Origin of the sequence: Xanthomonas citri pv. citri (assembly GCF_000961215.1) — a bacterium.
Taxonomy (GTDB): Bacteria; Pseudomonadota; Gammaproteobacteria; order Xanthomonadales; family Xanthomonadaceae; genus Xanthomonas; species Xanthomonas cissicola.
Window position 1 is genome coordinate 4,714,257 of sequence record NZ_CP008998.1, and the last position, 21,592, is coordinate 4,735,848.

Below are 21,592 nucleotides of genomic sequence, written 5' to 3' on the forward strand. Positions count from 1 at the left end.
ACGAAGTCTATCACTACATCCGGCATGTACCCAACATCACATTGAACGGAGAACCTATGCGCATCCTGATCCTCGGCGCCGGCGGCACCGGCGGCTATTTCGGCGGACGCCTGGCGCAGGCCGGCGTCGACGTCACCTTCCTGTTGCGCGAAGCGCGTGCGGCGCAGTTGCAGGCAGACGGCTTGCGCATCCGCAGCCCGCTGGGCGATGCCGATCTGCAGGTGGCGCATGTCACCGCCCAGGACTTGCCGGCATTGGTAGCGCAGCAGCCGTTCGATCTGGTGATCCTCAGCTGCAAGGCCTACGACCTGGACAGCGCCATCGAGGCGATTGCGCCGGCGGTGGGCGAGCACACCACGGTGCTGCCCATCCTCAACGGGCTGCGCCATTACGCGGCACTGGACGAACGCTTCGGCGCGGCGCGTGTACTGGGCGGGCTGTGCTTCATCAGCGCCACCAAGGGCGAGCACGGCGAGATTCTGCACCTGGGCAAGCCGGCGGCGATGACCTTCGGCGAGCGTAGCGGCGACGCGCATTCGGCGCGGGTGCAGGCGTTTGCCGCCGCCTGTGCGCAGGCCGACATCACCCATGTGGCCAGCGAGCAGATCGCGCAGGAACAGTGGATCAAGTACAGCTTCCTCACCGCGCTGGCCGCGGCCACCTGCTTGATGCGTGCGCCGGTGGGTGCGATCGTGGCCACCGACGACGGCCGCGCGTTGATCAACGGCCTGTACAACGAATGCCTGTGGGCCGCCGATGCAGCCGGGCAATCGATTCCCGAGCCCGCACGCGCCAAAGCATTGCAGACGCTGTTGCAGGTGGATTCGCCGTTGAAGGCCTCGATGCTGCGCGACCTGGAAGCCGGCCAGGACGTGGAAGCGGCGCAGATCGTCGGCGACATGCTGGCGCGCGTGCGCGAGACCGGCCGCAATGCCCCGCTGCTGATGGCCGCCAATGTGCACCTGCAGGCGTATCAGGTGCTGCGGCATCGCTGATGATGGCGGGCAACTGTGCGCCGCCTGCGCGTGTGAGCCGTCTCCCCCATCCGCCCTTCGGGCACCTTCCCCCCGCAGGCGGGAGAAGGGAGCGGGACCAAGGATGCGGGTCGCTACACGGCTATGGGCCAATGGCCTCCGTATCCACTCCGCAGCGTTGCTCTGGGACGTCCCTTCTCCCGCTCGCGGGAGAAGGTGGCGCGACGCGCCGGATGAGGGCGCGCCGGGTTGGCGGCACCTTCGCGCTGCAACGACGCGGTGCACACGATGCTCTGCTTCCCATCGCCCGCCTCGCCCCTGATGAAAGCGCTCAGCCACCTGTTTCGTGCCGGTCATTTCGTGATCCTGGCGTTCTTCGTGCTGTGCGCGGCGGGCCTGGTGACGATGGCCGGGCTGGAGTTGTGGCACGGCTTCACACCCGGCGGCGACATGGTGGTACGCGACCGTTTCAACGTCGTGCTCGAAGCTGTCGGCCTGCTGACGGTGGCGCTGGTCACGCTCGAACTGGGCCAGACCATCTTCGAAGAAGAGATCCTGCGCGACGTCAAGGTCAGTGGCCCCACGCGCGTGCGGCGGTATCTGTCGCGCTTTTTCGTGGTGATCGTGATCGCCCTGGCGATCGAAACGCTGGTGTCGATCTTCGAGCTGATGCATGCCGACCCGGCCAAGCTGCCCTACGCCGCTGCCGTCGGCTCATGCGCGGCACTGCTGCTGATCGCCTGGGGCGTGTTCGTCAAACTCAATCGCAGCGCCGAAGAGCTGGAACCGGAGGCGATGGAAGAAACCAAGCGCGAAGACCGCGAAGTGCAGGAGTAGCGTAGTCAACGCCGCTGGCGACACCTAGCGAGCAGTCGTCAGGCAGGCGTGGGCGGCGCGCTCAGCACCGCACTGTCCACGTCGCACATACCGCACCGAGCACCGGCCACGCCCGCATGCGACGGTGCAGTCGCTATCGGCTGCTGTTAGTGCGCCGCTGGCAACGGCGGCACCGCCGTCGGCTTGCCATCGGCATCGAGCGCAATCATCACGAACTGCCCGCGCGTGCACAGCTCGCGCGCGCCGCTGAGCAAGTCTTCGGCGATCAATTCCACTTCCACCGTGATCGAGCTACGCCCCACCAACACCACGCGGGCAATGGTTTCCACCATCTGGCCCTGGCGGATCGGCAGCTTGAAATCCACCTGATCCGAACGCGCCGTCACCACGGTGCGGCGCGCATAGCGCGAGGCGGCGAGAAACGCGGCCTTGTCCATCCACGCCAGCGCCTGCCCACCGAACAGCGTGCCCAGGTGATTGGTGTGATTGGGAAACACGATCTCGGCCATGCGGGCTTCGGTGGGTGCAACAGGCGTGGAACTGGTCATGAAGAAGTGCCGTCAGAAGGAAGGAAAGCCAGCCCGCTCAGCTACGCAGTGTCGGCAGGAAACTCAGGTCCAGGTGGTAACGCAATGGCCGCTGCGGATCGACGAACACACGCAGCGGCTGCCCCTCGCGCAGGAACGGCTGCGGATCGGTCCACAGGTTGTCGCTGCGATACTCGGCCAAGGTGTCGTGCGTGCGATCGTGGCGATTTGCCAGGATACGGAACGGGTGCATGCCGTTGACCTGCAAAGACGCATTGCGTTCAACGCAGACGAAGCGCGCTTCCACCACCGTGCCATGCCGGCGCAACCAGGCGACGCGGCGCGCATGCCAGACGCGATAGCCGAGGATGCCGCCACCCACGCCGCCGAACGCCACGCCCAGCAGCAACAACATCCAGCGCGCCTGATCCGGCAGCAGCGCCGCACCGGTCAACAGGCCCAGCCCCGCCAGCAGGAAGCTCCAAGCGACGATGGTGACGGTGGTGTTCATCGCGAGGCGCCTCGCATCGACCGGGCGCCCGTCGCCATCACAGGCCGCTGCGGACCGCCGCTTCCACCTGCGCCGGCGACTGGAAGCCGGGCAAGCGCGCCACTTCGGCGCCGTCGCGATATAGCGCCAGGGTCGGCGTCTGGCGCAGGCCCAGGTCGCGGAAGAAGTCCTCGCCCACCACTTCCAGCTTGACCTTCAACAAGGCCACGCCATTGGCGGCATCGCTGTTGGCGAACTTGTCCAGCGACATGTCGAGCATGCGGCAGCCGGGGCAGTTGTCCTTGTAGAAATCCACCAGCGCGCGCGGATGCGCAGCCAGGGTCTGGGTGTAGTGCTCAGGCGACGTGACGGTAATGGTCTGCATTGGGATCGTTCTTGCATTGGGCCAGAACCGTGTCGGTCCAGGCGGCGATGGCCTGCGCGTCGCGCTGGCCGTGGGGCATCTGTTCGATGGTCAAACGCGGAAACGGGCTGTCGAAGAAGCGCGCGATACGGTGCACCGCACCGCAGAAATACTCCTCGCCCCACTGCGTTTCGCCGGTGCCGAATACGGCAACGCGCGGTGGCTTGCCCAGCGTGTCGACCAACTCGACGATGAAACGCTTCATCTCTGCCGGCGTACGACCGCCGTTGTCGGTCCAGCTACCAAGCAGAAACAACGCGTACTGTCCTGGCGCATGCGGCACCTGGGCCAGGGTCTGCATGTCGGTTTCCAACCAGGTCACCGCATGCCCGGCCGCTTCGCAGCGCAGCGCCACCGCACGCGCCAGATCGCGTGTGTTGCCGCTCAACGATGCCAGGGCAAGCAGGATGTTCATGGAGTCTGGGAATGGGGAGTCGGGAATAGGGAATCGGAACAGCGGGACGCGTCTGCTTTCGCTCTTACCATTCCCGATTCCCTATTCTCTATTACTCACAGATCGTCGAAGCCGTTATCCGAGTTCGTCTTCTTGTACGAGGCATTGCGCATCTCGAAGAAGTCGGTCTTGGTCTCGGTGAAGTTGTCGGCGTAGGCCTTGATCCACGGCATCACGTTGTCGTTGGCGCCTTCGTACAGCTTCTCGATGCCGAGCATGCCGGCCATCTTGTTGGCGCGGTACTTCACGTAACGGATCATCTCGTCCACGTCGATGCCGTCGATGCCGTCCAGCACTTCGGCGGTCCACTGGGTTTCCAGATCGATCGCGTGTTCGAAGGCCTTGTGCACGTAGTCGGTGAGCTCGTCGCCCTGCAGCGCCTGGTTCTCGCCGATGATGGCGCGAATGAGCTCGCTGATGAACTTCGAATGCGCCAGTTCGTCGCGGTTGATGAAGCTGATGATCTTGCCGGTGCCGGTCATGCGGTTCTGGCGCACCAGATTGTAGAAATACGCAAAGCCGGAATAGAAGTTGATGCCTTCCAGGATCGAGGACTGGATCAGCGAACGGATCAGCGTTTCGGCCGTCTTCTCGCGCATGAAGTCTTCGTAGGCGCCCATGATCGGCGCATTGCGCTTGATGATGGTCGGGTGCGTGCGCGCGATTTCGAACACGCGGTTCTGGTCGGCCAGGCCGGTGATCGAGGCCAGCACGTAGCTGTAGCTCTCGTTATGGATCACTTCCTGCTGGCCGATGATGGCGGCATTGGCATGCGCGGCCGGGTCGGTGATGTATTCGGCCACGTTGTAGATGAAACGCGTCTGCGGCGAATCCAGCGTGGCCAGCAAGCCGATGATCGAATCGTAGGCGTTCTTTTCGCGCGCCGACAGCTCGTTGTACTGGCGCGCGTCGCCCTTCATGTCCACCTCGTCGGGGATCCAGAAGTTGGTCGACAGTTCCTTGTAGGCCCGATAGAACGACGGGTACGGGATGTCGTTCCAATTCAGGATGCCCGAGGTCTGGCCGTTGATGATGCCGGTCGAACGGTTCGGGTTGCGCGGCTCAAGGATCTTGATGCGGTCGAGCGGTGTTGCGGACATGGGTTTCTACTCGTGTTTCAGGCGTCGCCCACGCGTACAGCAGGGACAACAGCAGCAATCGTTCTGGAGGAAAGCCCCCTGAGTCAGGGGGCGCGCCAAAGGCGCGGGGTGTGGAAGCTGATGAAGCAGGGTCCACGGTTCGCAACGCGAACCGTGGAAGCGAAGCGCGAATGCGCTTAGCTACTGCACCACTCGCACTCACTGATGTCGATGTCGTTGGAACGCACGTAGTACGTGGTCTTCAAGCCTTCGCGCCAGGCGGTCATGTGCAGGTCCAGCAGCGTGCTCGCACGGATGGTGCTGGGCACGTAGAAGTTGAAGCTGATCGATTGGTCCACATGCCGCTGGCGGCGCGCGTTCTGGCGCACGCTGGCGAACTGGTCGACCTTGTAGGCGCCCTTTTCGTAGTACGGCCAGGTCTCCAGCGACAGGCCGGGCGCGGCAACCGGGCGACGGAAGTCCTTCTTTTCTTCGTAGTAGAACGCGCTGTAGATCGGGTCGATGGAGGCGGTGGAACCGGCGATCTGCGCGGTGCTCATGTTCGGTGCAACCGCCAGCATCCAGGCATTGCGCACGCCATTGACCGCCACCTGCGCCGACAGCTCCAGCCATTGCGGGCTGTTGTAGTCGCGTGCACGGAAGTACTCGCCGTTGTGCCAGTCGCTGCCGCGGAACACGCTGTAGGTGCCCTTTTCCTTGGCCAGCTCCATGCTCGCCTGGATGGTCAGGTAGTTGATGCGCTCGTACAGCTCGTCGCTGTAGTCCTCGGCTTCCTTGGCATTCCAATGGATGCTCTTCTGCGCCAGCAGATGATGCCAGCCGAAGGTGCCAAGACCGATCGCGCGGTACTTCTGGTTGGTGATGGTGGCCTGCGGCACCGGCAACTGGTTCAGATCGATCACGTTGTCGAGCATGCGCACCTGGATCGGGATCAACCGCTCCAGCACGTCGGCGCCCAGCAGATCGGCCTGGTCGGCCTGCACGGTGATCGCGCGGCCCAGGTTGATCGAGGACAGGTTGCACACGACGAAATCGCCCGCCTTCTTGGTGGTGACGATCTGATTGCCGCTGATGATCTCCTGCATCATCCGCGTCGGGCTCATGTTCTGCAGGATCTCGGTGCACAGGTTGGACGAATAGACCATGCCCTCGTGCTTGTTCGGGTTCTTGCGATTGACTTCATCGCGATAGAACATGAACGGGTTGCCGGTTTCCAGCTGGCTGACCATGATGCGCTTGAAGATCTCGATCGCCTTGACGGTCTTGCGCGTGATGCGCTCGTCGGCGACGACTTCTTCGTACTTGCGACGGAAGCTGCCGTTGGCGTCGCCCTTCTTCTCATCGAAGAAATCCTGCAGGTACCAACCCTTGATCCGCTTCACCTCGTGCGGGTCGAACAGGTACCAGTCGCCGCGGCGCTCGACCGCTTCCATGAACAGGTCGGGGATGCACACCGAGGTGAACACGTCGTGCGCGCGCAGGCGCTGGTCGCCGTTGTTCAGGCGCAGGTCCAGGAACGCTTCGATGTCGCGGTGGAAGATGTCCAGATAGACCGCGATGGCGCCCTTGCGCTGGCCCAGCTGGTCCACCGACACGGCGGTGTTGTTGAGCTGCTTGATCCACGGCACCACGCCGCCGGACGAGTTGGACACGCCGCGGATCGCCGAACCCGACGAACGCACATAGCCCAGGTAGGCGCCGACGCCGCCGCCGTGCTTGGACACGCGCGCTACGTCGGTATTGGAGTCGTAGATGCCCTGCAGGCTGTCGTCGACGGTGTCGATGAAGCAGCTCGACAGCTGGCCGCCGACCTTGCCGGCATTGGCCAGGGTCGGGGTGGCCACGGTCATGTACAGGTTGGACAGCGCCCAGTAGGCCTCGCCGACCAGCTGCATGCGGCGCTCGCGGCTGCCCTTGCCGGTACCGATCTCGTCCTGCATCAGGTACAGCGCGATGGTCAGCCAGCGTTCCTGCGGCAGTTCGAACACGCCGCGCGAGCTGTCGGTGGCCAGGTAACGCGTGGCCAGCAGGTACAGGCCGTTGTAGGCGAACAGCTTGTCGCGCTCGGGCTCGATCATCTTGCCGGCTTCGATCAGCTCGTCCTTGGAATAGCGACGCAGGATGTCGTTGGAATAGACATTGCGGTCGGCCAGGCTTTCCTGCAGGCCGACGAACGAGCCGTACTTCTGGCTGGCGTCGTAGAAACGGTTGCGGCTGGCGCGCTTGTACAGGCGGCGCAGGTACAGACGCGCAGCGAAGTGCTCCCATTCCGGGGTGGTCAGATCGACACGGGCTTCGGCCTCGCGGATCAGGTGGTCGACCAGGTCGTCGGCGTTGACGCTGTCCTTGCGCTCGACGAACCCGAACACCGAGCGCTTGTAGTCGGCCACGTCCAGCTGCGGGAACTCGGCATGGATCTGGTCGATGGCGCGATCCAGGCGCTCCGGCTCGAACGGAATCTTGCGATTGCCCGCTTCTTTCGTGATCCAGGTGGAGACGTTTTGTTCTTCGATGGTCTGTGCGTGCATTGCAATGGCTTGGCGGGGAGGCGGCACGATGTCCGACGGGTCGGTCAATTCCGGCGCGCCGCAGGCGGGCGCGGCAACGCTGGCGGGAACGCTGGTGGGTGTTGCGGTACCGGCGGCGATCGCGGAAAGGGTGTCGTTGGTGGTCATGCGTCCTCCATGCGTAGGCACACGAACCCGCTCGGGACGGGCTGCGACCGGATCCGGATTCCCTGGACAGCGATGGCGGTGCGGGACGAGCGGCACGCAAGACAGCAGTCTGCGGCGCATCGCCATCACCAGCCATCTCCTCCCGGAGATTCCACGGCCGCCACCGCGCGGTGTGCTGTCGCGTGGTGGTCGGTGGCGAAGCAACCGCGGCGCAACAAGACCACGCCGCCAACTCCAGGCAACGCCCGGATGGCTGTAGTCATAGATGCGACCGCGGCAGGGAGACCGGTTCGACCGCGGCCCTGCCGCGATACGTGCTCCCACTGGTCCGGCCGCCTTATGCGACCAACCACCGACTCCCCCAAGATAGTGGGGTGCCGGTGAGGGGTCAACACCAAATGTAGGAAAATCCGGAAAACCCTTACAGCACAAAGCACTGTCTGACGAACGGTCGATGCGGCTCCCTGGAACCCGCCAAATTGGTTGCGCAGTCAAGACCCAAACCGGCAATTCTGTCGATACAGTTGGGTCTGGTTGGGTGTGCCGAGACACCCATCGAGGCGGAAGCTGGTCACGGTTGCCCCTGACTGCCTCAGGCGGCACCGCACGCCTGGGGCGCTGCTCCGACCCCGGCAGTGGGAGGACTCGCCACTGCCGAATCCAGGTCGAGTGCGCGGCGCCTTCACCGCTCGCGGGACACGCCGTGAACCCGTCCCCAGGGGCTCGGTGGCGGCATCCATGCCGCCACACGGTCCCGCAATCGGCGAGGACACCGCACCAGAAAGATGGCTGGCCGCTTTGTTGAAAACCATACATACCGACCAGCTCGACGGGTCCTTGCCCGCCCACCGTCGCGGGACCTCACGCGGCATGGATGCCGCGTAAGAGCCTACCCGGACGTACTTGCGGCGTGTCCTGCGATGGCGGGCGGGCACGGGCCCTGCAGCCAAGCGACAGAACTAGCGACGCCCGCCCGATGGCCAGCAAGGCGCTGTCAGCCGCTCTCGAGTGAACGGCGTGACGCCTTGCGCGCTGCCCGTGCGCAAGATCAGATCTCGGTCGGCCCGATGTGGTGACGCTTGCGGTAGCGGATCGACGACCACACCGAGGCGGCGATGAAGGCCACGCCGATCAGGCCGGTCAGCACCTCCGGCACGTGGTAGACCGTGCCCACCAGCATGATGATCGCCAGCACGCCGATGGCGTAATGCGCGCCGTGCTCCAGGAACACGAACTCGTCCAGGGTGCCCTTGTGCACCAGGTAGACCGTCATCGAGCGCACGAACATCGCGCCGATCGCCAGGCCCAGCATGATGATCACCACGTCGCGGGTGATGGCGAAGGCGCCGATCACACCATCGAACGAGAACGAGGCGTCCAGCACTTCCAGATACAGGAAGGCGGCGATGCCCGAACGCTTGGCCGGGCCCATGCTGCCGTCTTCGCTCTCTTCGGCCTCGAACAACGCATCCACGCTGCCGACCAGCAGATACAGCAGGATGCCGCCCAGGCCTGCGAACAGCACGCTCTGGAAGATGCCGTCCGGCAGGAACAGCTTGGTGCCCAGCAGCACCGACACCGCCACGATCACCGACATCGCATCGGCCTTGCCCAGCTTGCCGACCAGCCGCTCCACCGGGCCCAGCCAGTGCAGCTTGCGCTCCTGGTCGAACAGGAAATTCAGGAACACCAGCAGCAGGAACATGCCACCGAAGGCGGCGATGGAGGGGTAGTTATCGGTCAGCACCTGGCTGTAGCGGTCCGGCTCCTTCAGTGCCATCTGCATCACCGGCACCAGGCCCATGCCGGTGGCCACCGACACGATCACGATCGGGAACACCAGGCGCATGCCGAACACGGCGATCAGGATGCCCACGGTCAGGAACAACTTTTGCCAGAACGCGTTCATGTGCTTGAGCACGCCGGCGTTGACCACCGCGTTGTCGAACGACAACGACACTTCCAGCACGCTCAGCACCAGGCACAGCCACAGCGCCTGCCAGATCCCCATCGATGAGGTGTGGCCCCACCACGCAGCCAGGCCCAGGCAGATGACGGCGACCAACAACGACATTCTGAAATCGCGAAACATTGACACTCCCAGGCGGGCCGAGACGACAGCCGGAGCAATAGGCCAGGGCGAGGCCCGGCAGATCCGGCGTGCGGTGGAGGATGGGGGACCGCGGCGTGACGCAACGTCAGGCCGGGCGCGGCTCGCCCATTATAGGGAGTGTCACCGCCATCAGGGTTGCATCGTCCGGATCCGGGCGCACGCCAAAGCCCAGGCTCTGGCACATCGCCAGCATGGTACGGTTCTCGCGCAGCACCTGGCCTTCGATCTGCTTGAGACCCAGCCAGCGCGCGTACTCGATCATGATACGCATCAGCTGCCAGCCGATGCCGTGGCCCTTGAGGTCCGAGCGGATCAGGATGCCGTACTCGCCGCGCTGGTAATCGGCGTCGGCGTGCAGGCGCACCGCGCCGAGCATGTCGCCGGTCCTGGGGTCGATGGCCACCAGCGCGATGGAGCGGGCGTAATCGAGCTGGGTCAGCCGGGCAATGAATTCATGGCTGAAATGCTTCACCGACTGGAAGAAGCGCAGGCGCAGGTCCTCGTCGGTGACGCGGGCGAAGAAGGCGCGGAACAGCGCGTCGTCTTCCGGGCGCACCGGGCGCACCAGCGCATGGGTGCCATCGCCCAGGCCGATCTGGCGCTCCCATTCCTTGGGGTACGGGAAGATCGCAAAGCGCGGATGGCCGCGGCCCTTGTGCAGCTTGCGCGCCGGCGCCACCGCCACGCGCGCGTCCAGCGCGATCACGCCGTCGCGGTCGGCCAGCAGCGGGTTGATGTCCAGCTCGGTGATTTCGGGGATGTCGGCCGCCAGCTGCGCCAGCTTGACCAGCACCAGCGCCACCGCGCGCTCGTCGGCGGCCGGCACGTCGCGGTAGGCCTTGAGGATGCGCGAGACGCGGGTGCGGCCGATCAGTTCGTGGGCCAGGCGCAGGTCCAGCGGCGGCAGGGCAAGCTCGCGGTCGTTGATGACCTCCACCGCGGTGCCGCCGCGCCCGAACACGATCGCCGGACCGAACACCGGGTCGTCGGCAATACCGGCGATCAGTTCGCGCGCCTTCGGCCGCAGCACGGTGGGCTGCACGATCACCCCTTCGATCGCCGCAGTGGGATGCGCCGCGCGCGCACGCGCCAGGATGCCAGTGGCCGCTTCGCGCACCGCCGCCACGCTGGACAGGTTCAGGCGCACGCCATCCACGTCGGACTTGTGCGCGATCTCGCTGGACAACACTTTCAATGTCACGGTGCGGCCGACTGCCAGTAACGGGTCGGCCAGCAATGCGGCCTCGTTGGCGGTGGCGGCCACCTGCAGCGGCACGATCGGGATGCCGTAGGCCGCCAGCAGGCGGTTGGTGGCGACCGGATCCAGCCAGCGCCGGCCGGCCGCCAGGGCCTCTTCCACCAGCGTCCGCGCGATGCCGGCATCCACAACGAAGTCTTCCGGCAGGCTGGGCGGGGTCTCCATCAGCGCCGCCTGCGCCTCGCGGTAGCGCACCAGGTGGGTGAAGCCGCGGACCGCGTCCGATTCGGTGGCATAGGTAGGCACGCGCGCGGCGTTGAGCGCGGCAATCGCCGCGTCGTCCTGGCCCAGCCACACCGCAAACACCGGTTTGTCGCGCTGGTAGCGGTTGCGCTGGTCCAGCGCGCGGGTCAGCGCCTTGGCCGCATCGGCCGAGGAGGTGAACGCGGTGGGCACATTGACCACCAGCAGCGCGTCGTTCTCCGGATCGTCCAGCAGCGCTTCAATCGCCGCGGCATAGCGCGCGCCGTCGGCGTCGACAATGATGTCGACCGGGTTGCTGCGCGACCAGCCTTCCGGCAGCGATTGATCGAGTTTTTCCAGCGTCTTGGGCGACAACTCGGCCAGGGTGCCGCCACGCAACACCAGTTGATCCACCGCCAGCTGCCCCACCCCGCCGCCGTTGCTCAGGATGGCCAGGCGCCGGCCCGGGAAACTGCCGAGCCTGCCCAGGGTTTCGGCGGCGGCGAACAGCTCGTCCAGCGCACCCACCCGCAACAATCCGGCGCGCGCGAACGCGGCGCCATACACCGCATCCGAGCCGGCCAGCGCCTGCGCGTGGGTGTCGGCATTGGGATTGATGCGGTACTGGCGGCCGGATTTGACCACCACAACAGGCTTGGCACGCGCGGCGGCACGTGCGGCCGACATGAACTTGCGCGCATCGCCGATGCGTTCGACGTACAGCAAAATCGCGCGGGTGCGGTAGTCGGTGGCGAAGTAGTCGAGCAGATCGCCGAAATCCACATCCAGCGTATCGCCCAGCGACACCACCGCCGAAAACCCGACCGAGCGCGCCACGCCCCACTCCACCAGCGCGGCGGCAATGGCGCTGGATTCGGAAATCAGCGCCAGATCGCCGGCCTGCGGACAATGCGCGGCGATGCTGGCATTGAGTCGCGCATGCGGGGCGATCACGCCCAGGCAGTGCGGGCCGAGGATGCGCATACCTTTGGCGCGCGCGGCCGCTTCCATGCGTGCGGCCGGCGAGCCGGGACCGCTGCCCAAACCGGCAGTCAGGATGATCGCCGCGGCCACACCACGCCGCGCGGCGATGGAGACGATGCGCGGCACGATGCGCGCCGGCGCGGTGATCACCACCAGGTCGGGCACCCACGGCAGATCGGTCAGCCGCGCCACCGTGCGCACGCCGTCGATCTCGCTATAGCGCGGGCTCACCCAGCCGATCTGGCCAGGAAAGCCGGCTGCGCGCAGGTTGCGCACCACCGCCCGCCCGGCCGAACGATCACGCGGGCTGCCCCCCACCACCGCCACGGTGCTAGGACGAAAGACCTGCTGCAGGTGGTACGTACTCATCGGACGGGGGACGCGAATGCCATCGCACTACGGTACACGCACTGGCGTTTCAGGGCATGGGGTGACGGATGCATGCGCACATGCATGCATCCGTGATTACCCGGTCGCGATGCCTCTACAACAGCGTGCCGCTCAAGATCAGCGCGGCGATGCTGAAATAAATCACCAGGCCGGTGACATCCACCAGCGTGGCGACGAACGGCGCCGAGGCGCTGGCCGGGTCGAATCCGAAGCGTTGCAGCACGAACGGCAGCATCGAGCCGGACAGCGAACCGAAGGTGACGATGCCGATCAGCGCCGCGCCGATGGTCAGCGCCACCATCTGCCAGTGCGGGCCATAGTCGTACAGGCCGGCGGTCTGCCAGATGGTGATGCGCACGATCGCCAGCACGCCCAGGATCGCGCCCAGGGTCAGGCCGGTGGGCAGTTCGCGCAGCGCCACTTTCCACCAATCGCGCAGGCGGATTTCGCGCAGCGCCAGCGAGCGGATCAGCAGCGAGGTGGCCTGCGAGCCGGAGTTGCCGCCCGAGCTCATGATCAGCGGGATGAACAAGGTCAGCACCACCGCCTTGGACAGCTCGTCCTCGAAGTGCTGCATCGCGCTGGCGGTGAGCATTTCGCCCAGAAACAGCACGCTCAACCAGCCGGCGCGCTTCTTGATCATCTGGCCGAAGCCAATCTGCATGTACGGCTTGTCCAGCGCTTCCATGCCGCCGAACTTGTGCACGTCTTCGGTGGATTCGGCGATGAGCGCGTCGAGCACATCGTCCACGGTGACGATGCCGAGCACGTGGCCGCGCGCATCCACCACCGGGATCGCCAGCAGGTCGTGGCGACGGATCAGCCGCGCCACTTCTTCCTGGTCCAGTGCCGGGTCCACGGTGACCGGGGGATTGACCTGCGCCACGTCCAGGATCGGCGCCTCCGGCGCGCCGGTGATCAGGCGGCGCATGGTCACCACCTGCTGCAGCACGCGGGTGTGCGGGTCGAGCAGGTAAATCGCGTAGACGGTCTCGCGGCTGCGCTCCACCTCGCGGATGTGCTGCAGGGTGCGCCCCACCGTCCAGTCCGACGGCACGGCCACGAACTCGGTGGTCATCAGCGCGCCGGCGGTGTTGGGCGGATAGCGCATCAGCGCCTGGATCGACAGCCGCGCCTCGGCGCTGAGCAGCCACAGCAGCGGCTGGCGCTGTTCGGCATCCAGGCCATGGAAGATGTCGGTGGCGCGGTCGTCGGCCATCTGCCCGAGCAGCGAGGCGGCCTGCTCGGCCGGTAGCGACGCCACCAGCGTGCTGGCATCGCGCAGCTCCGGCTGTTCGAGCAATTTCACCGCACGCAGCAAAGGCAACGCGGCCAGCACCTGCGCCGCTTCGTCGCGATCAAGGGTGTTGAGATATTCCACCGCATCGGCCGTGTTGAGCTCGGCCAGGGGTGCGGTCAGTGCATCGGCGCCTTCGGCAAGGCGCAGGATTTCGTCGTACATGGTGGTTCGCCTGGTGACGACCGTCGTCGATGACAGCCGGCGAACCTGGGCCTCAGGCGCGCGCCAGCTGGGTCATCGACCCGGGTCTAGGGTGACTGTCGCTGGACATGGGTAAGGGCTCCAAAGGTGCGTACCGACCGGTGATCCGGGCGATGGCGCGGCGCAGTCTGCGCGCCTGAGTCGGCTTGGTCAATGCCCTGCGCGCAGGCCGCTTAGAGCGTGTTATGCACATTGAGATGAGATGCGTTGGTGGCCAGCGGTGCGCAGCGGGTGCCGCGTGGCGCCGGCTTGGCTGACGCCAACGCAAGCCGCGCGGCGCGATGTGGGGCGTGCCGGCGCTCGGGGGTGCGCAACGTTGCGGCCAGGCCCGGGATACATGCGTGGCGAAGCCCAGCGCCTGCCGGGCCAGCGTTTTGGCGGATGCCGATGCACCGTTGCCGTGGCGGCGCTGGCCGCCGCGACAGCGCCGCGCAACCGCCTGTCGCCGCGCCGTGCTGAGAGTCACACTTCATTGCTACAGTCCGCTTCCCGCAACGCCTGGCGCGTTGCTTTTCCGCCATGGCATCGGCCATCGCATCCACGCAGTGCGTTTTTTCTTCCGGAGTTTGTGCATGCCCGCTTCCAGGTCGCTTCTGTCACGTCGCATCAGCCCGCTGTGCCTGTGCATCGCCGCCGGCTGGGGCGCGGTGGGCATGGCGCAAACCGCACTGCCCGAAAGCAAGCCGGTGGAGGCGCACGAGACCGCGCCGCATACCGCGCCATCGACGCCAACCTGGGCACGCTGCTGCTGAGCTACAGCGCCGTGCCGCTGGTCGTGCGCAACACCGGCCATTCCATCCAGCTGGATCTGCACGATGGCGGCAGCATGGCGACCGGCGGCAAGCAGTATCAAGCCTTGCAACTGCACTTCCATCACCCCAGCGAGCATCTGTTGAACGGCCGTCGTTTCCCGATGGAAGCGCACCTGGTGCATCAGGGCCCGGACGGAACGCTGGGTGTGCTGGCGATCTTCTTCGAAACCGGCAAGGCCAACACGGCCTTCCAGCGGGTGCTCGACGCCATGCCCAAGGACAAGGATCAGACCCGGCAGGTCGCCAACGCGACGGTGAGCGCCGAGGCGTTTCTTCCGCCGAGCAATCAACGCAGCTTCTATCGCTACGAAGGCTCGCTGACCACGCCGCCGTGCAGCGAAACGGTGGACTGGGTGGTGCTCAGCCAGCCGGTGCAGGTCTCGGAGGCGCAGATCAACGCATTCGAACGCGTGTACCCGTTCAATGCACGCCCACTGCAGCCGCTGGACCGGCGTTTTCTGCTTAAAAGCCACTGATTGCTCGCGCGGTGTGTCGACCGTGCGCGGCGTGTCACGCACCGCCTGCGCACCGACCGTGCGGGCGCGGGCGGTGCCGGACTGATCCGCGCACACAGCCGCAGATAGGTGCCGGGCCGCATCGCGCAGCCGCGCATCGCCGCCGTGCAGATGGCACACGCGTGCGCGCAGGCCAACGGACCTGCGCGGCATAATGCATGCCTCAATGGAGAGTACGCATGCATAGCGGTGGTCTGGAACTGGCCTTGGTGCTGATGCTGGCCGCCATCGTGGCAGTGCCGGTGTTCAAGCGCTTCGGCCTGGGCGCGGTGTTGGCCTACCTGGTCGCCGGCGTGGTGCTCGGGCCCGATGGCGCGGGTGTCGTGCAGGATGCCGAACGCATCAGCGGCGCGGCCGAGATCGGCGTGGTGATGCTGCTGTTCGTGATCGGGCTGGAACTGTCGCCGGCGCGTCTGAAGGTGATGCGCCATTCGGTGTTCGGCGCTGGCGCCACCCAGGTGCTGGTGACGGCGGTGATCCTGGGCGGTTTGTTGATGGCAGCCCAGCTGGGCTGGAAGAGCGCGTTGATCGTCGGCGTGGCGCTGGCGCTTTCATCCACCGCGGTGGGGCTGCAATTGCTGGCCGAACGCAAGGCGCTGAGCAGCGACTACGGACGGCTGGCGTTTGCCATTTTGCTGTTCCAGGATTTGATTGCGATCCCGTTGCTGGCGGCCATCCCGTTGCTCGGCGGCAGCAAGAACGCAACGCTCCAATGGCAGGACGTGGCCAAGGCGGTGGCGGCCCTGGCGCTGGTGATCGTGTGCGGGCGCTTTGTGTTGCGTCACCTGTTCAACGTGGTGGCGCGTACGCGCATGCCGGAAGTGTTCACCGCCAGCGCCTTGCTGGTGGTGCTGGGCACCGCCTGGATCATGCAGGAGGCCGGACTGAGCGCCAGCCTGGGCGCCTTCATCGCCGGCGTGTTGCTGGCCGATTCGGAGTTCCGCCACGAACTGGAATCGCAGATCGAACCGTTCGAAGGCTTGCTGCTGGGCCTGTTCTTCATCTCGGTGGGCATGGGGATCGATCTCCACCGCGTGGTGGCCGAGCCGTGGTTGATCGCAGCGGGCGTGGCGATATTGCTGGTGGTGAAGTTCTCGCTGCTGGTCGGCATCGGCAGCGTGGCCAAGCTGCCGCTGCGCAGCAGCCTGATGCTGGGCAGCGTGCTGTGGCTGGGCGGCGAATTCGCCTTCGTGGTGTTCAACGAAGCCGACCGCGTGGGCCTGCTGGAACCGGCCAATCACGATCGGCTGGTGGCCATCGTCGGCGTGTCGATGGCATTGACCCCGCTGTTGCTGCTGGGCATGCAACGCATCCTCAACGGACCGCTGCGTGCGCGCGCACCCAAGACCGATCGCCCGTTCGACACCATCGATGCGCAGACCCCCAAGGTGCTGGTCGCCGGCATGGGCCGCTTCGGCCAGGTGGTCGCGCGCCTGCTCACCGCACGGCATGTGCCGTTCGTGGCGCTGGAACACAACCCCGACACGGTGGAAGACCTGCGTCGGTTCGGCAGCCAGCTCTATTACGGCGATCCCACCCGTCCCGAGCTGCTGCGCGCTGCCGGTGCCGAGCGCATCAAGGTGTTCGTGATCGCGGTGGACGACCCGGAAACCAACATCAAGACGGTGCGACTGATCCGTCGCCTGTACCCGCAAGCCACCGTGCTGGCGCGTGCACGCAACCGCCAACACGCCTGGAAATTGATGGACCTGGGCGCAGAACCGTTCCGCGAGGTATTCGCCTCCAGCCTGGAGCTGAGCGAGCGCGTACTCACCTCGCTCGGCCTGGGCGAAGCCCTCGCACACGATCACGTCAAACGCTTCCGCCAGCACGACGAAGACCTGCTGCGCCGCCAGCACCTGGTCTACGACGACGAAGCCAAGGTCATCCAGACCTCGCGCGATGCACGTGCCGACCTGATGAACCTGTTCGAAGCCGACGTCAGGGCGGATGTGGATGGGGAACCTGCACCCACCCTGCGGGAACGTTGAGCTCTTCCGTAGGAGCGCGCCTGCGCGCGACCAGGTGTTTACCGGCAGAGTCCCGTCGCGCGCGGGCACGCTCCTACGCGGATGTGGTGCACCGGTCGTCAGCGGTAACGACGCAGTCGTTGCCTCGGCGACGACCTGCACGCGATCGTTCGATTGCTCAAAATCATAATCCGATGCGGATGGCGAGCCCCCACCAACCACACATAATCGCCGCGCTGTTCGTAGGAGCGTGCCTGCGCGCGCCCCGGGCGTTACCGGCAAAGCACGTCGCGCGCAGGCACGCTCCTACGTGGCGCTGCGGCGGCTGTAGGCCGCTCGCCTCGGTCAGCGGCGTGGCGTGCGCGCCACGGTCTTGCTGGCCGACTTCTTCGCTGCGCCCTTGCCTGCCGCGGTTTTGCCGGCGGCCTTTGCGACCTTGCCGGTTACGCGTTTGCTCACGGCCTTCCTGGCCGCGCTGCTAGGCGACGTAGCCGCATCCTGCGATGGTCTTGCTGAAGCCGCAGATGCGCGTCTGGCTGGCGCCTTGGTGACCTTCTCGGCCGGCGCCTTGGCGGCCTTCTTGGCAGATTTGCCGGTGGTTTTCTTAATCGGCGCGGCAGCGCCAGCACGCGCTTCCGGCGGCCGGCGCGGTGGCGGCTTGCGCCCTGGGGTGAGTGCGCGCCAGGCGTGTCCGCCATTCATTGCCAGTAGTGCATCGGCAGCCGAAGGGCCGGCGCTGCCGGCGGCGTAATTGGGGAAGTCGCTTGGGGGTTGTTTCCATGCATCCAGGATCGGTTGCACGATGCGCCATGCGCCTTCCACCATGGCCGCATCCTGGAACAAGCCGGCTTCGCCGTTCATGCAGTCCTGCAGCAGGCGCTCGTAGCCCACCGTGTATTCCTTGGGGAACCAGTCGCGGTAACGGAAGTCCATGCGCACCGGTGCCAGTGCCACCTGCGCGCCCGGACGCTTGACGTCGAACTGCAGCGAGATGCCCTCGTCCGGCTGGATATGCAGCACCAGCCAGTCGGGGCCGTAGCCGCCCACCTCGGTACTGCGGAAGGGCGCCAGCGGTGCCGGCTTGAAGCGAATGGCGATCTCGGTCGTGCGTTCGCGCAGGCGCTTACCGGTGCGCAGGTAGAACGGCACGCCGGCCCAGCGCCAGGTGTCCACCTGTAGCTTCATCGCCACATAGGTTTCGGTGTCCGAATCGTCGGGCACGGTGTCTTCTTCGCGATAACCCGGCACCGCATTGCGATTGACCGCACCGGAGGCGTATTGCCCGCGCACCACGTCTTCGGGTTTGATCGGGCGCACCGCTTCGATCACTTCGGCGCGACGGCGATGCATCGCCTCGGTGGTGAAGGCCGCTGGCGGCTCCATCGCAATCATCGCCAGCAGCTGGAACAGATGGTTCGGCACCATGTCGCGCAGGCAGCCGGTGGGGTCGTAGAACCGTCCGCGCCCTTCCACTCCGATGGTTTCGGCCGCGGTGATCTGCACATGGTCGATGCGGTCGCGGTTCCACACCGGTTCGAACAAGCCATTGGCGAAGCGGAACGCGAGAATGTTCTGCACGGTTTCCTTGCCCAGGAAATGATCGATGCGGAACACCTGATCCTCGTGCAGCACCTTGGCGACCGTGGCATTGAGGTGCTGGGCGCTGGGCAGATCGTAGCCGAAGGGTTTTTCCACGATGACCCGGCGCCAGCCTTCGCCTTCGCGCTGCTTGACCAGGCCAGCCTCGCCCAGGTTGAGCAATACCGGCTCGAAGAAGCGCGCGGCGGTGGCCAGATAGAACAGCACATTGCCCTGCGTGCCGTAGCGCTTGTGCAGCTTGTCCAGCACGCCGCCCAGCGATCGATAGGCTCCCTGATCGGTGAAGTCGCCGCGCAGGTAATGCATGCGTTCGCGCAGCCAGTCCCAGGTGGCGGTGTCGAATTCGTCGGTCTGGAATTCGGCATCGCGGCTGCTGAGCAGCTGCGTCATCGACTGCCCCATGTTGGTCCGCCAGGCGCGCTCGCTGATGTCGCCATGGTCCATGCCGACAATGGCGAAATCATCGCCCAGCGCACCGGAACGGCGCAGGTTGTACAGCGCCGGCATGACCAGGCGCTTGGTCAGATCGCCGCGTGCGCCGAACACCACGATGATGCACGGCGGTGTGGTTGCTTGCTCACTCATGGATGCGTTTCCTTTTCGCCCATGCGTCCATGCAGGCGCAGTGCCGCATTGACCAGGGCCACGTGGGAATACCCTTGCGGGAAGTTGCCGAGCATGCGTTTGCTGCGCGGATCGTATTCTTCGGCGAGCAGGCCCACGTCGTTGCACAGCCCGAGCAGGCGTTCGAGCAGCGCACGCGCCTGGTCGGTGCGGCCGATCAAGGCATAATTTTCCACCAGCCAGAAACTGCAGGCCAGGAAGGTGCCTTCGCCGGCCGGCAGGCCGTCGGCGCTGTCGTCGGCGCGATAGCGCTCGACCAACCCGTCGATGGTCAGATCGCGCGCGATCGCATCGACAGTTGCGGCGATGCGCGGATCGTCCGGCGGCAGAAAGCCCACGATGGGAATCAGCAGCAGCGAGGCATCCAGCCGATCCGAGCCATAGCTCTGCACGAAGTGGCCGTCCGGGTGCACGCCTTTTTCCAGCACTTGCGCGCGGATTTCTTCGGCAATGCGGCCCCAGTGCGCGCGTTTTTCAGCCTCTGCGTTGGTGATGCCGTCGCGCGCGCCGCAGTCGAAGGCCAGCCAGGCCATCACCTTGGAATGCACGAAGTGGCGGCGCTCGTCGCGGATTTCCCAGATGCCTTCGTCAGGTTCGCGCCAGAGGGTTTCCAGGGTTTCCAGAATCTTTTCCAGCAGCGATGCAGACGAACCGTCATCGTCCGACGGCAGGCCCACGCCTTTTTCGCGTGCGTAATGAAACGCACCGATCAACTCGCCATACACATCGAGCTGGAACTGATCCACCGCGCCGTTGCCGATGCGCACCGGGCCGGAATGTTCATAGCCGGGCAGCCAGTGCGCTTCCCATTCCTGCAAGCGGCGTTCGCCGGCAATGCCGTACAGCGCCTGCAATTGATCCGGCGAACCGGCAATGGTGCGTTGGACCCAATCGCGAAATGCCGCCGCTTCGTCGCGGTACCCGGCCTGCAGCAACGCGATCAGCGTGAACACCGAATCGCGCAGCCAGCAGTAGCGATAGTCCCAGTTACGGGTGCCGCCCAGATGCTCCGGCAACGAGGCAGTGGGCGCGGCGACGATGCCGCCGGTGGGCAGATAACTCAGCCCCTTCAGCACCACCAGCGAGCGGCGCACCTGCTCGGTCCATGGCCCGACATCGGTACAGCGGCGCGCCCAGCCGTGCCAGAACGCGGTGGTGCGTTGCAGTGCCTGTTCGGCGTCGATCAAAGGCGGCGTGGCTTGATGGGATGCGCCGTGGCTGAGCAGGAACCAGGTGCTTTGCCCTTCGCGCAGGGTGAAGTCGGTTTCGGTGCCCATGTCCTGGCCGCGCAGCGTCTGCGGCGAACGCAAGGCCAGTTGATCGGGGCCGGCGATGGCGCGGATACCATCGACGATACGCGTCACCCATGGCACGGTGCGGCCGTAGTTGAAGCGGAAGGTCAGGCGCATGTGCATGGGCACGCTGCCCTGCACGCAGCGCACGATACGCACCAGATGCTGATGGACTTCGCCGTTTTCGCTGGCGACCATGAAGTCGATCAGTTCCACCGTGCCGCTGTCGGTGATCATGCGCGTGCACAGCACCAGACTATCGTCCTGGTAGGCGCGCTCGGTACGGAAGTCGGCGGCCGGCGACAACGCCCATTGCCCGTGTTGTTGATCGCCCAGCAACGCAGCGAACACCGCATCGGAATCGAAGCGTGGCAGGCACAGCCAGCCGATGGTGCCGCGGTGGTCGACCAGGGCCGCGCTGTGGCAGTTGCCCAGCATGGCGTGATCCTCGATACGCACGCTCATTGGGTGGGCGCTTCCTTCCGGCGAAAGAACGCGCAGTCTTGCATGGGCCGTGTCGGGATCAGGTTACGACTGCGCCGGTAGACCCAGCAGCGGTGGCACCGTGTGTTCCAGGCGGCGTACCAGGGCCGGATCCATGTATGCATCGCCGTCGGGAATGTGCAGACAGATCACCCGGCAATGGCGCAGGTGCGCGGCGAAGCGTTGACGCAGCAACTGCAGATGGGGGCGTTCCGTGACCAGCACCACCTGCGCTTCCTGCAACAACTCCGGGGTGACCTGCACGCCGGCATCTGCAGCCAGCCCGGCCGATTGCGCCTGCACGCCGGGCCAGTCGGCGAGCACGCGCTCGGCGGTGGGGCTGCGAAGGCGGTTACGGCTGCACACGAACAGCACCCGCAGCGGTTA

Annotated in this window: 15 protein-coding genes, 1 other RNA gene and 1 pseudogene; 4 read left to right on the forward strand and 13 right to left on the reverse strand. The window is 65.7% G+C overall.

The features are described 5' to 3' along the window. The first annotated feature begins 56 nt into the window (after positions 1–56). Positions 57–995, forward strand: coding sequence for a 2-dehydropantoate 2-reductase (gene panE / locus AMD14_RS20800; protein WP_011052713.1), 939 nt, complete (start codon positions 57–59; stop codon positions 993–995). A gap of 300 nt (positions 996–1,295) precedes the next feature. Continuing rightward, on the forward strand, positions 1,296–1,811 hold the full coding sequence (locus AMD14_RS20805) for a hypothetical protein (protein WP_003487308.1): 516 nt from the start codon (positions 1,296–1,298) through the stop codon (positions 1,809–1,811). Between the two features lie 12 nt (positions 1,812–1,823). Here the strand turns inward: AMD14_RS20805 and AMD14_RS24240 are convergent. The 10 genes from AMD14_RS24240 to mgtE all read right to left on the reverse strand — a co-directional run bounded on the left by AMD14_RS24240 (position 1,824) and on the right by mgtE (position 13,871). Continuing rightward, a non-coding RNA gene (locus AMD14_RS24240) (sX9 sRNA) lies at positions 1,824–1,900 on the reverse strand. Positions 1,901–1,957: 57 nt separating this feature from the next. Then, on the reverse strand, positions 1,958–2,359 hold the full coding sequence (locus AMD14_RS20810; protein WP_011052714.1) for an acyl-CoA thioesterase: 402 nt from the start codon (positions 2,357–2,359) through the stop codon (positions 1,958–1,960). A 37-nt stretch (positions 2,360–2,396) separates the two neighbouring features. After that, a complete protein-coding gene (locus AMD14_RS20815) occupies positions 2,397–2,849 on the reverse strand; it encodes a hypothetical protein (RefSeq protein ID WP_003487310.1) in 453 nt (150 codons plus the stop codon). Between the two features lie 37 nt (positions 2,850–2,886). Next, positions 2,887–3,213: a thioredoxin family protein gene (locus tag AMD14_RS20820; protein ID WP_003487311.1), complete on the reverse strand. Its 327-nt coding sequence runs from the start codon at positions 3,211–3,213 to the stop codon at positions 2,887–2,889. After that, positions 3,185–3,667: a flavodoxin gene (locus AMD14_RS20825; RefSeq protein WP_003487312.1), complete on the reverse strand. Its 483-nt coding sequence runs from the start codon at positions 3,665–3,667 to the stop codon at positions 3,185–3,187. Before AMD14_RS20825 ends, AMD14_RS20820 begins: the two co-directional genes overlap by 29 nt. 95 nt (positions 3,668–3,762) lie before the next feature. After that, the gene (locus AMD14_RS20830; protein WP_005914812.1) at positions 3,763–4,806 is read right to left on the reverse strand and encodes a ribonucleotide-diphosphate reductase subunit beta; all 1,044 of its coding nucleotides are present in this window, start codon (positions 4,804–4,806) and stop codon (positions 3,763–3,765) included. A gap of 176 nt (positions 4,807–4,982) precedes the next feature. Then, positions 4,983–7,481, reverse strand: a complete 2,499-nt coding sequence (locus tag AMD14_RS20835) for a ribonucleoside-diphosphate reductase subunit alpha (protein WP_003487314.1) — start codon at positions 7,479–7,481, stop codon at positions 4,983–4,985. Between the two features lie 1,048 nt (positions 7,482–8,529). Continuing rightward, complete coding sequence (locus tag AMD14_RS20840) at positions 8,530–9,573, reverse strand: DUF475 domain-containing protein (protein WP_011052715.1); 1,044 nt, start codon at positions 9,571–9,573, stop codon at positions 8,530–8,532. 106 nt (positions 9,574–9,679) lie between these two features. Next, positions 9,680–12,388 carry a bifunctional acetate--CoA ligase family protein/GNAT family N-acetyltransferase gene (locus AMD14_RS20845; RefSeq protein WP_011052716.1) on the reverse strand — a complete coding sequence of 903 codons (2,709 nt, stop codon included), beginning with the start codon at positions 12,386–12,388 and terminating at the stop codon, positions 9,680–9,682. Between the two features lie 115 nt (positions 12,389–12,503). Continuing rightward, positions 12,504–13,871, reverse strand: a complete 1,368-nt coding sequence (gene mgtE, locus AMD14_RS20850) for a magnesium transporter (protein WP_005914809.1) — start codon at positions 13,869–13,871, stop codon at positions 12,504–12,506. Positions 13,872–14,482: 611 nt separating this feature from the next. Between mgtE and AMD14_RS20855 the strand changes: the two are divergent. Beyond that, positions 14,483–15,198, forward strand: a pseudogene (locus AMD14_RS20855) (carbonic anhydrase). 218 nt (positions 15,199–15,416) lie between these two features. Then, the gene (locus AMD14_RS20860) at positions 15,417–17,228 is read left to right on the forward strand and encodes a monovalent cation:proton antiporter-2 (CPA2) family protein (RefSeq protein ID WP_015463719.1); all 1,812 of its coding nucleotides are present in this window, start codon (positions 15,417–15,419) and stop codon (positions 17,226–17,228) included. 324 nt (positions 17,229–17,552) lie between these two features. On the opposite strand, the gene zwf is transcribed toward AMD14_RS20860, so the two are convergent. From zwf to AMD14_RS20875, 3 genes are all read right to left on the reverse strand, one after another. Continuing rightward, positions 17,553–19,391 (reverse strand): glucose-6-phosphate dehydrogenase, encoded by a 1,839-nt coding sequence (gene zwf / locus AMD14_RS20865; RefSeq protein WP_011052719.1) that lies wholly within the window; start codon positions 19,389–19,391, stop codon positions 17,553–17,555. Then, a complete protein-coding gene (locus AMD14_RS20870) occupies positions 19,388–21,187 on the reverse strand; it encodes a glycoside hydrolase family 15 protein (protein WP_003487323.1) in 1,800 nt (599 codons plus the stop codon). Before AMD14_RS20870 ends, zwf begins: the two co-directional genes overlap by 4 nt. A gap of 63 nt (positions 21,188–21,250) precedes the next feature. Beyond that, positions 21,251–21,580: a low molecular weight protein tyrosine phosphatase family protein gene (locus AMD14_RS20875; RefSeq protein WP_011052720.1), complete on the reverse strand. Its 330-nt coding sequence runs from the start codon at positions 21,578–21,580 to the stop codon at positions 21,251–21,253. Positions 21,581–21,592 lie beyond the last annotated feature (12 nt).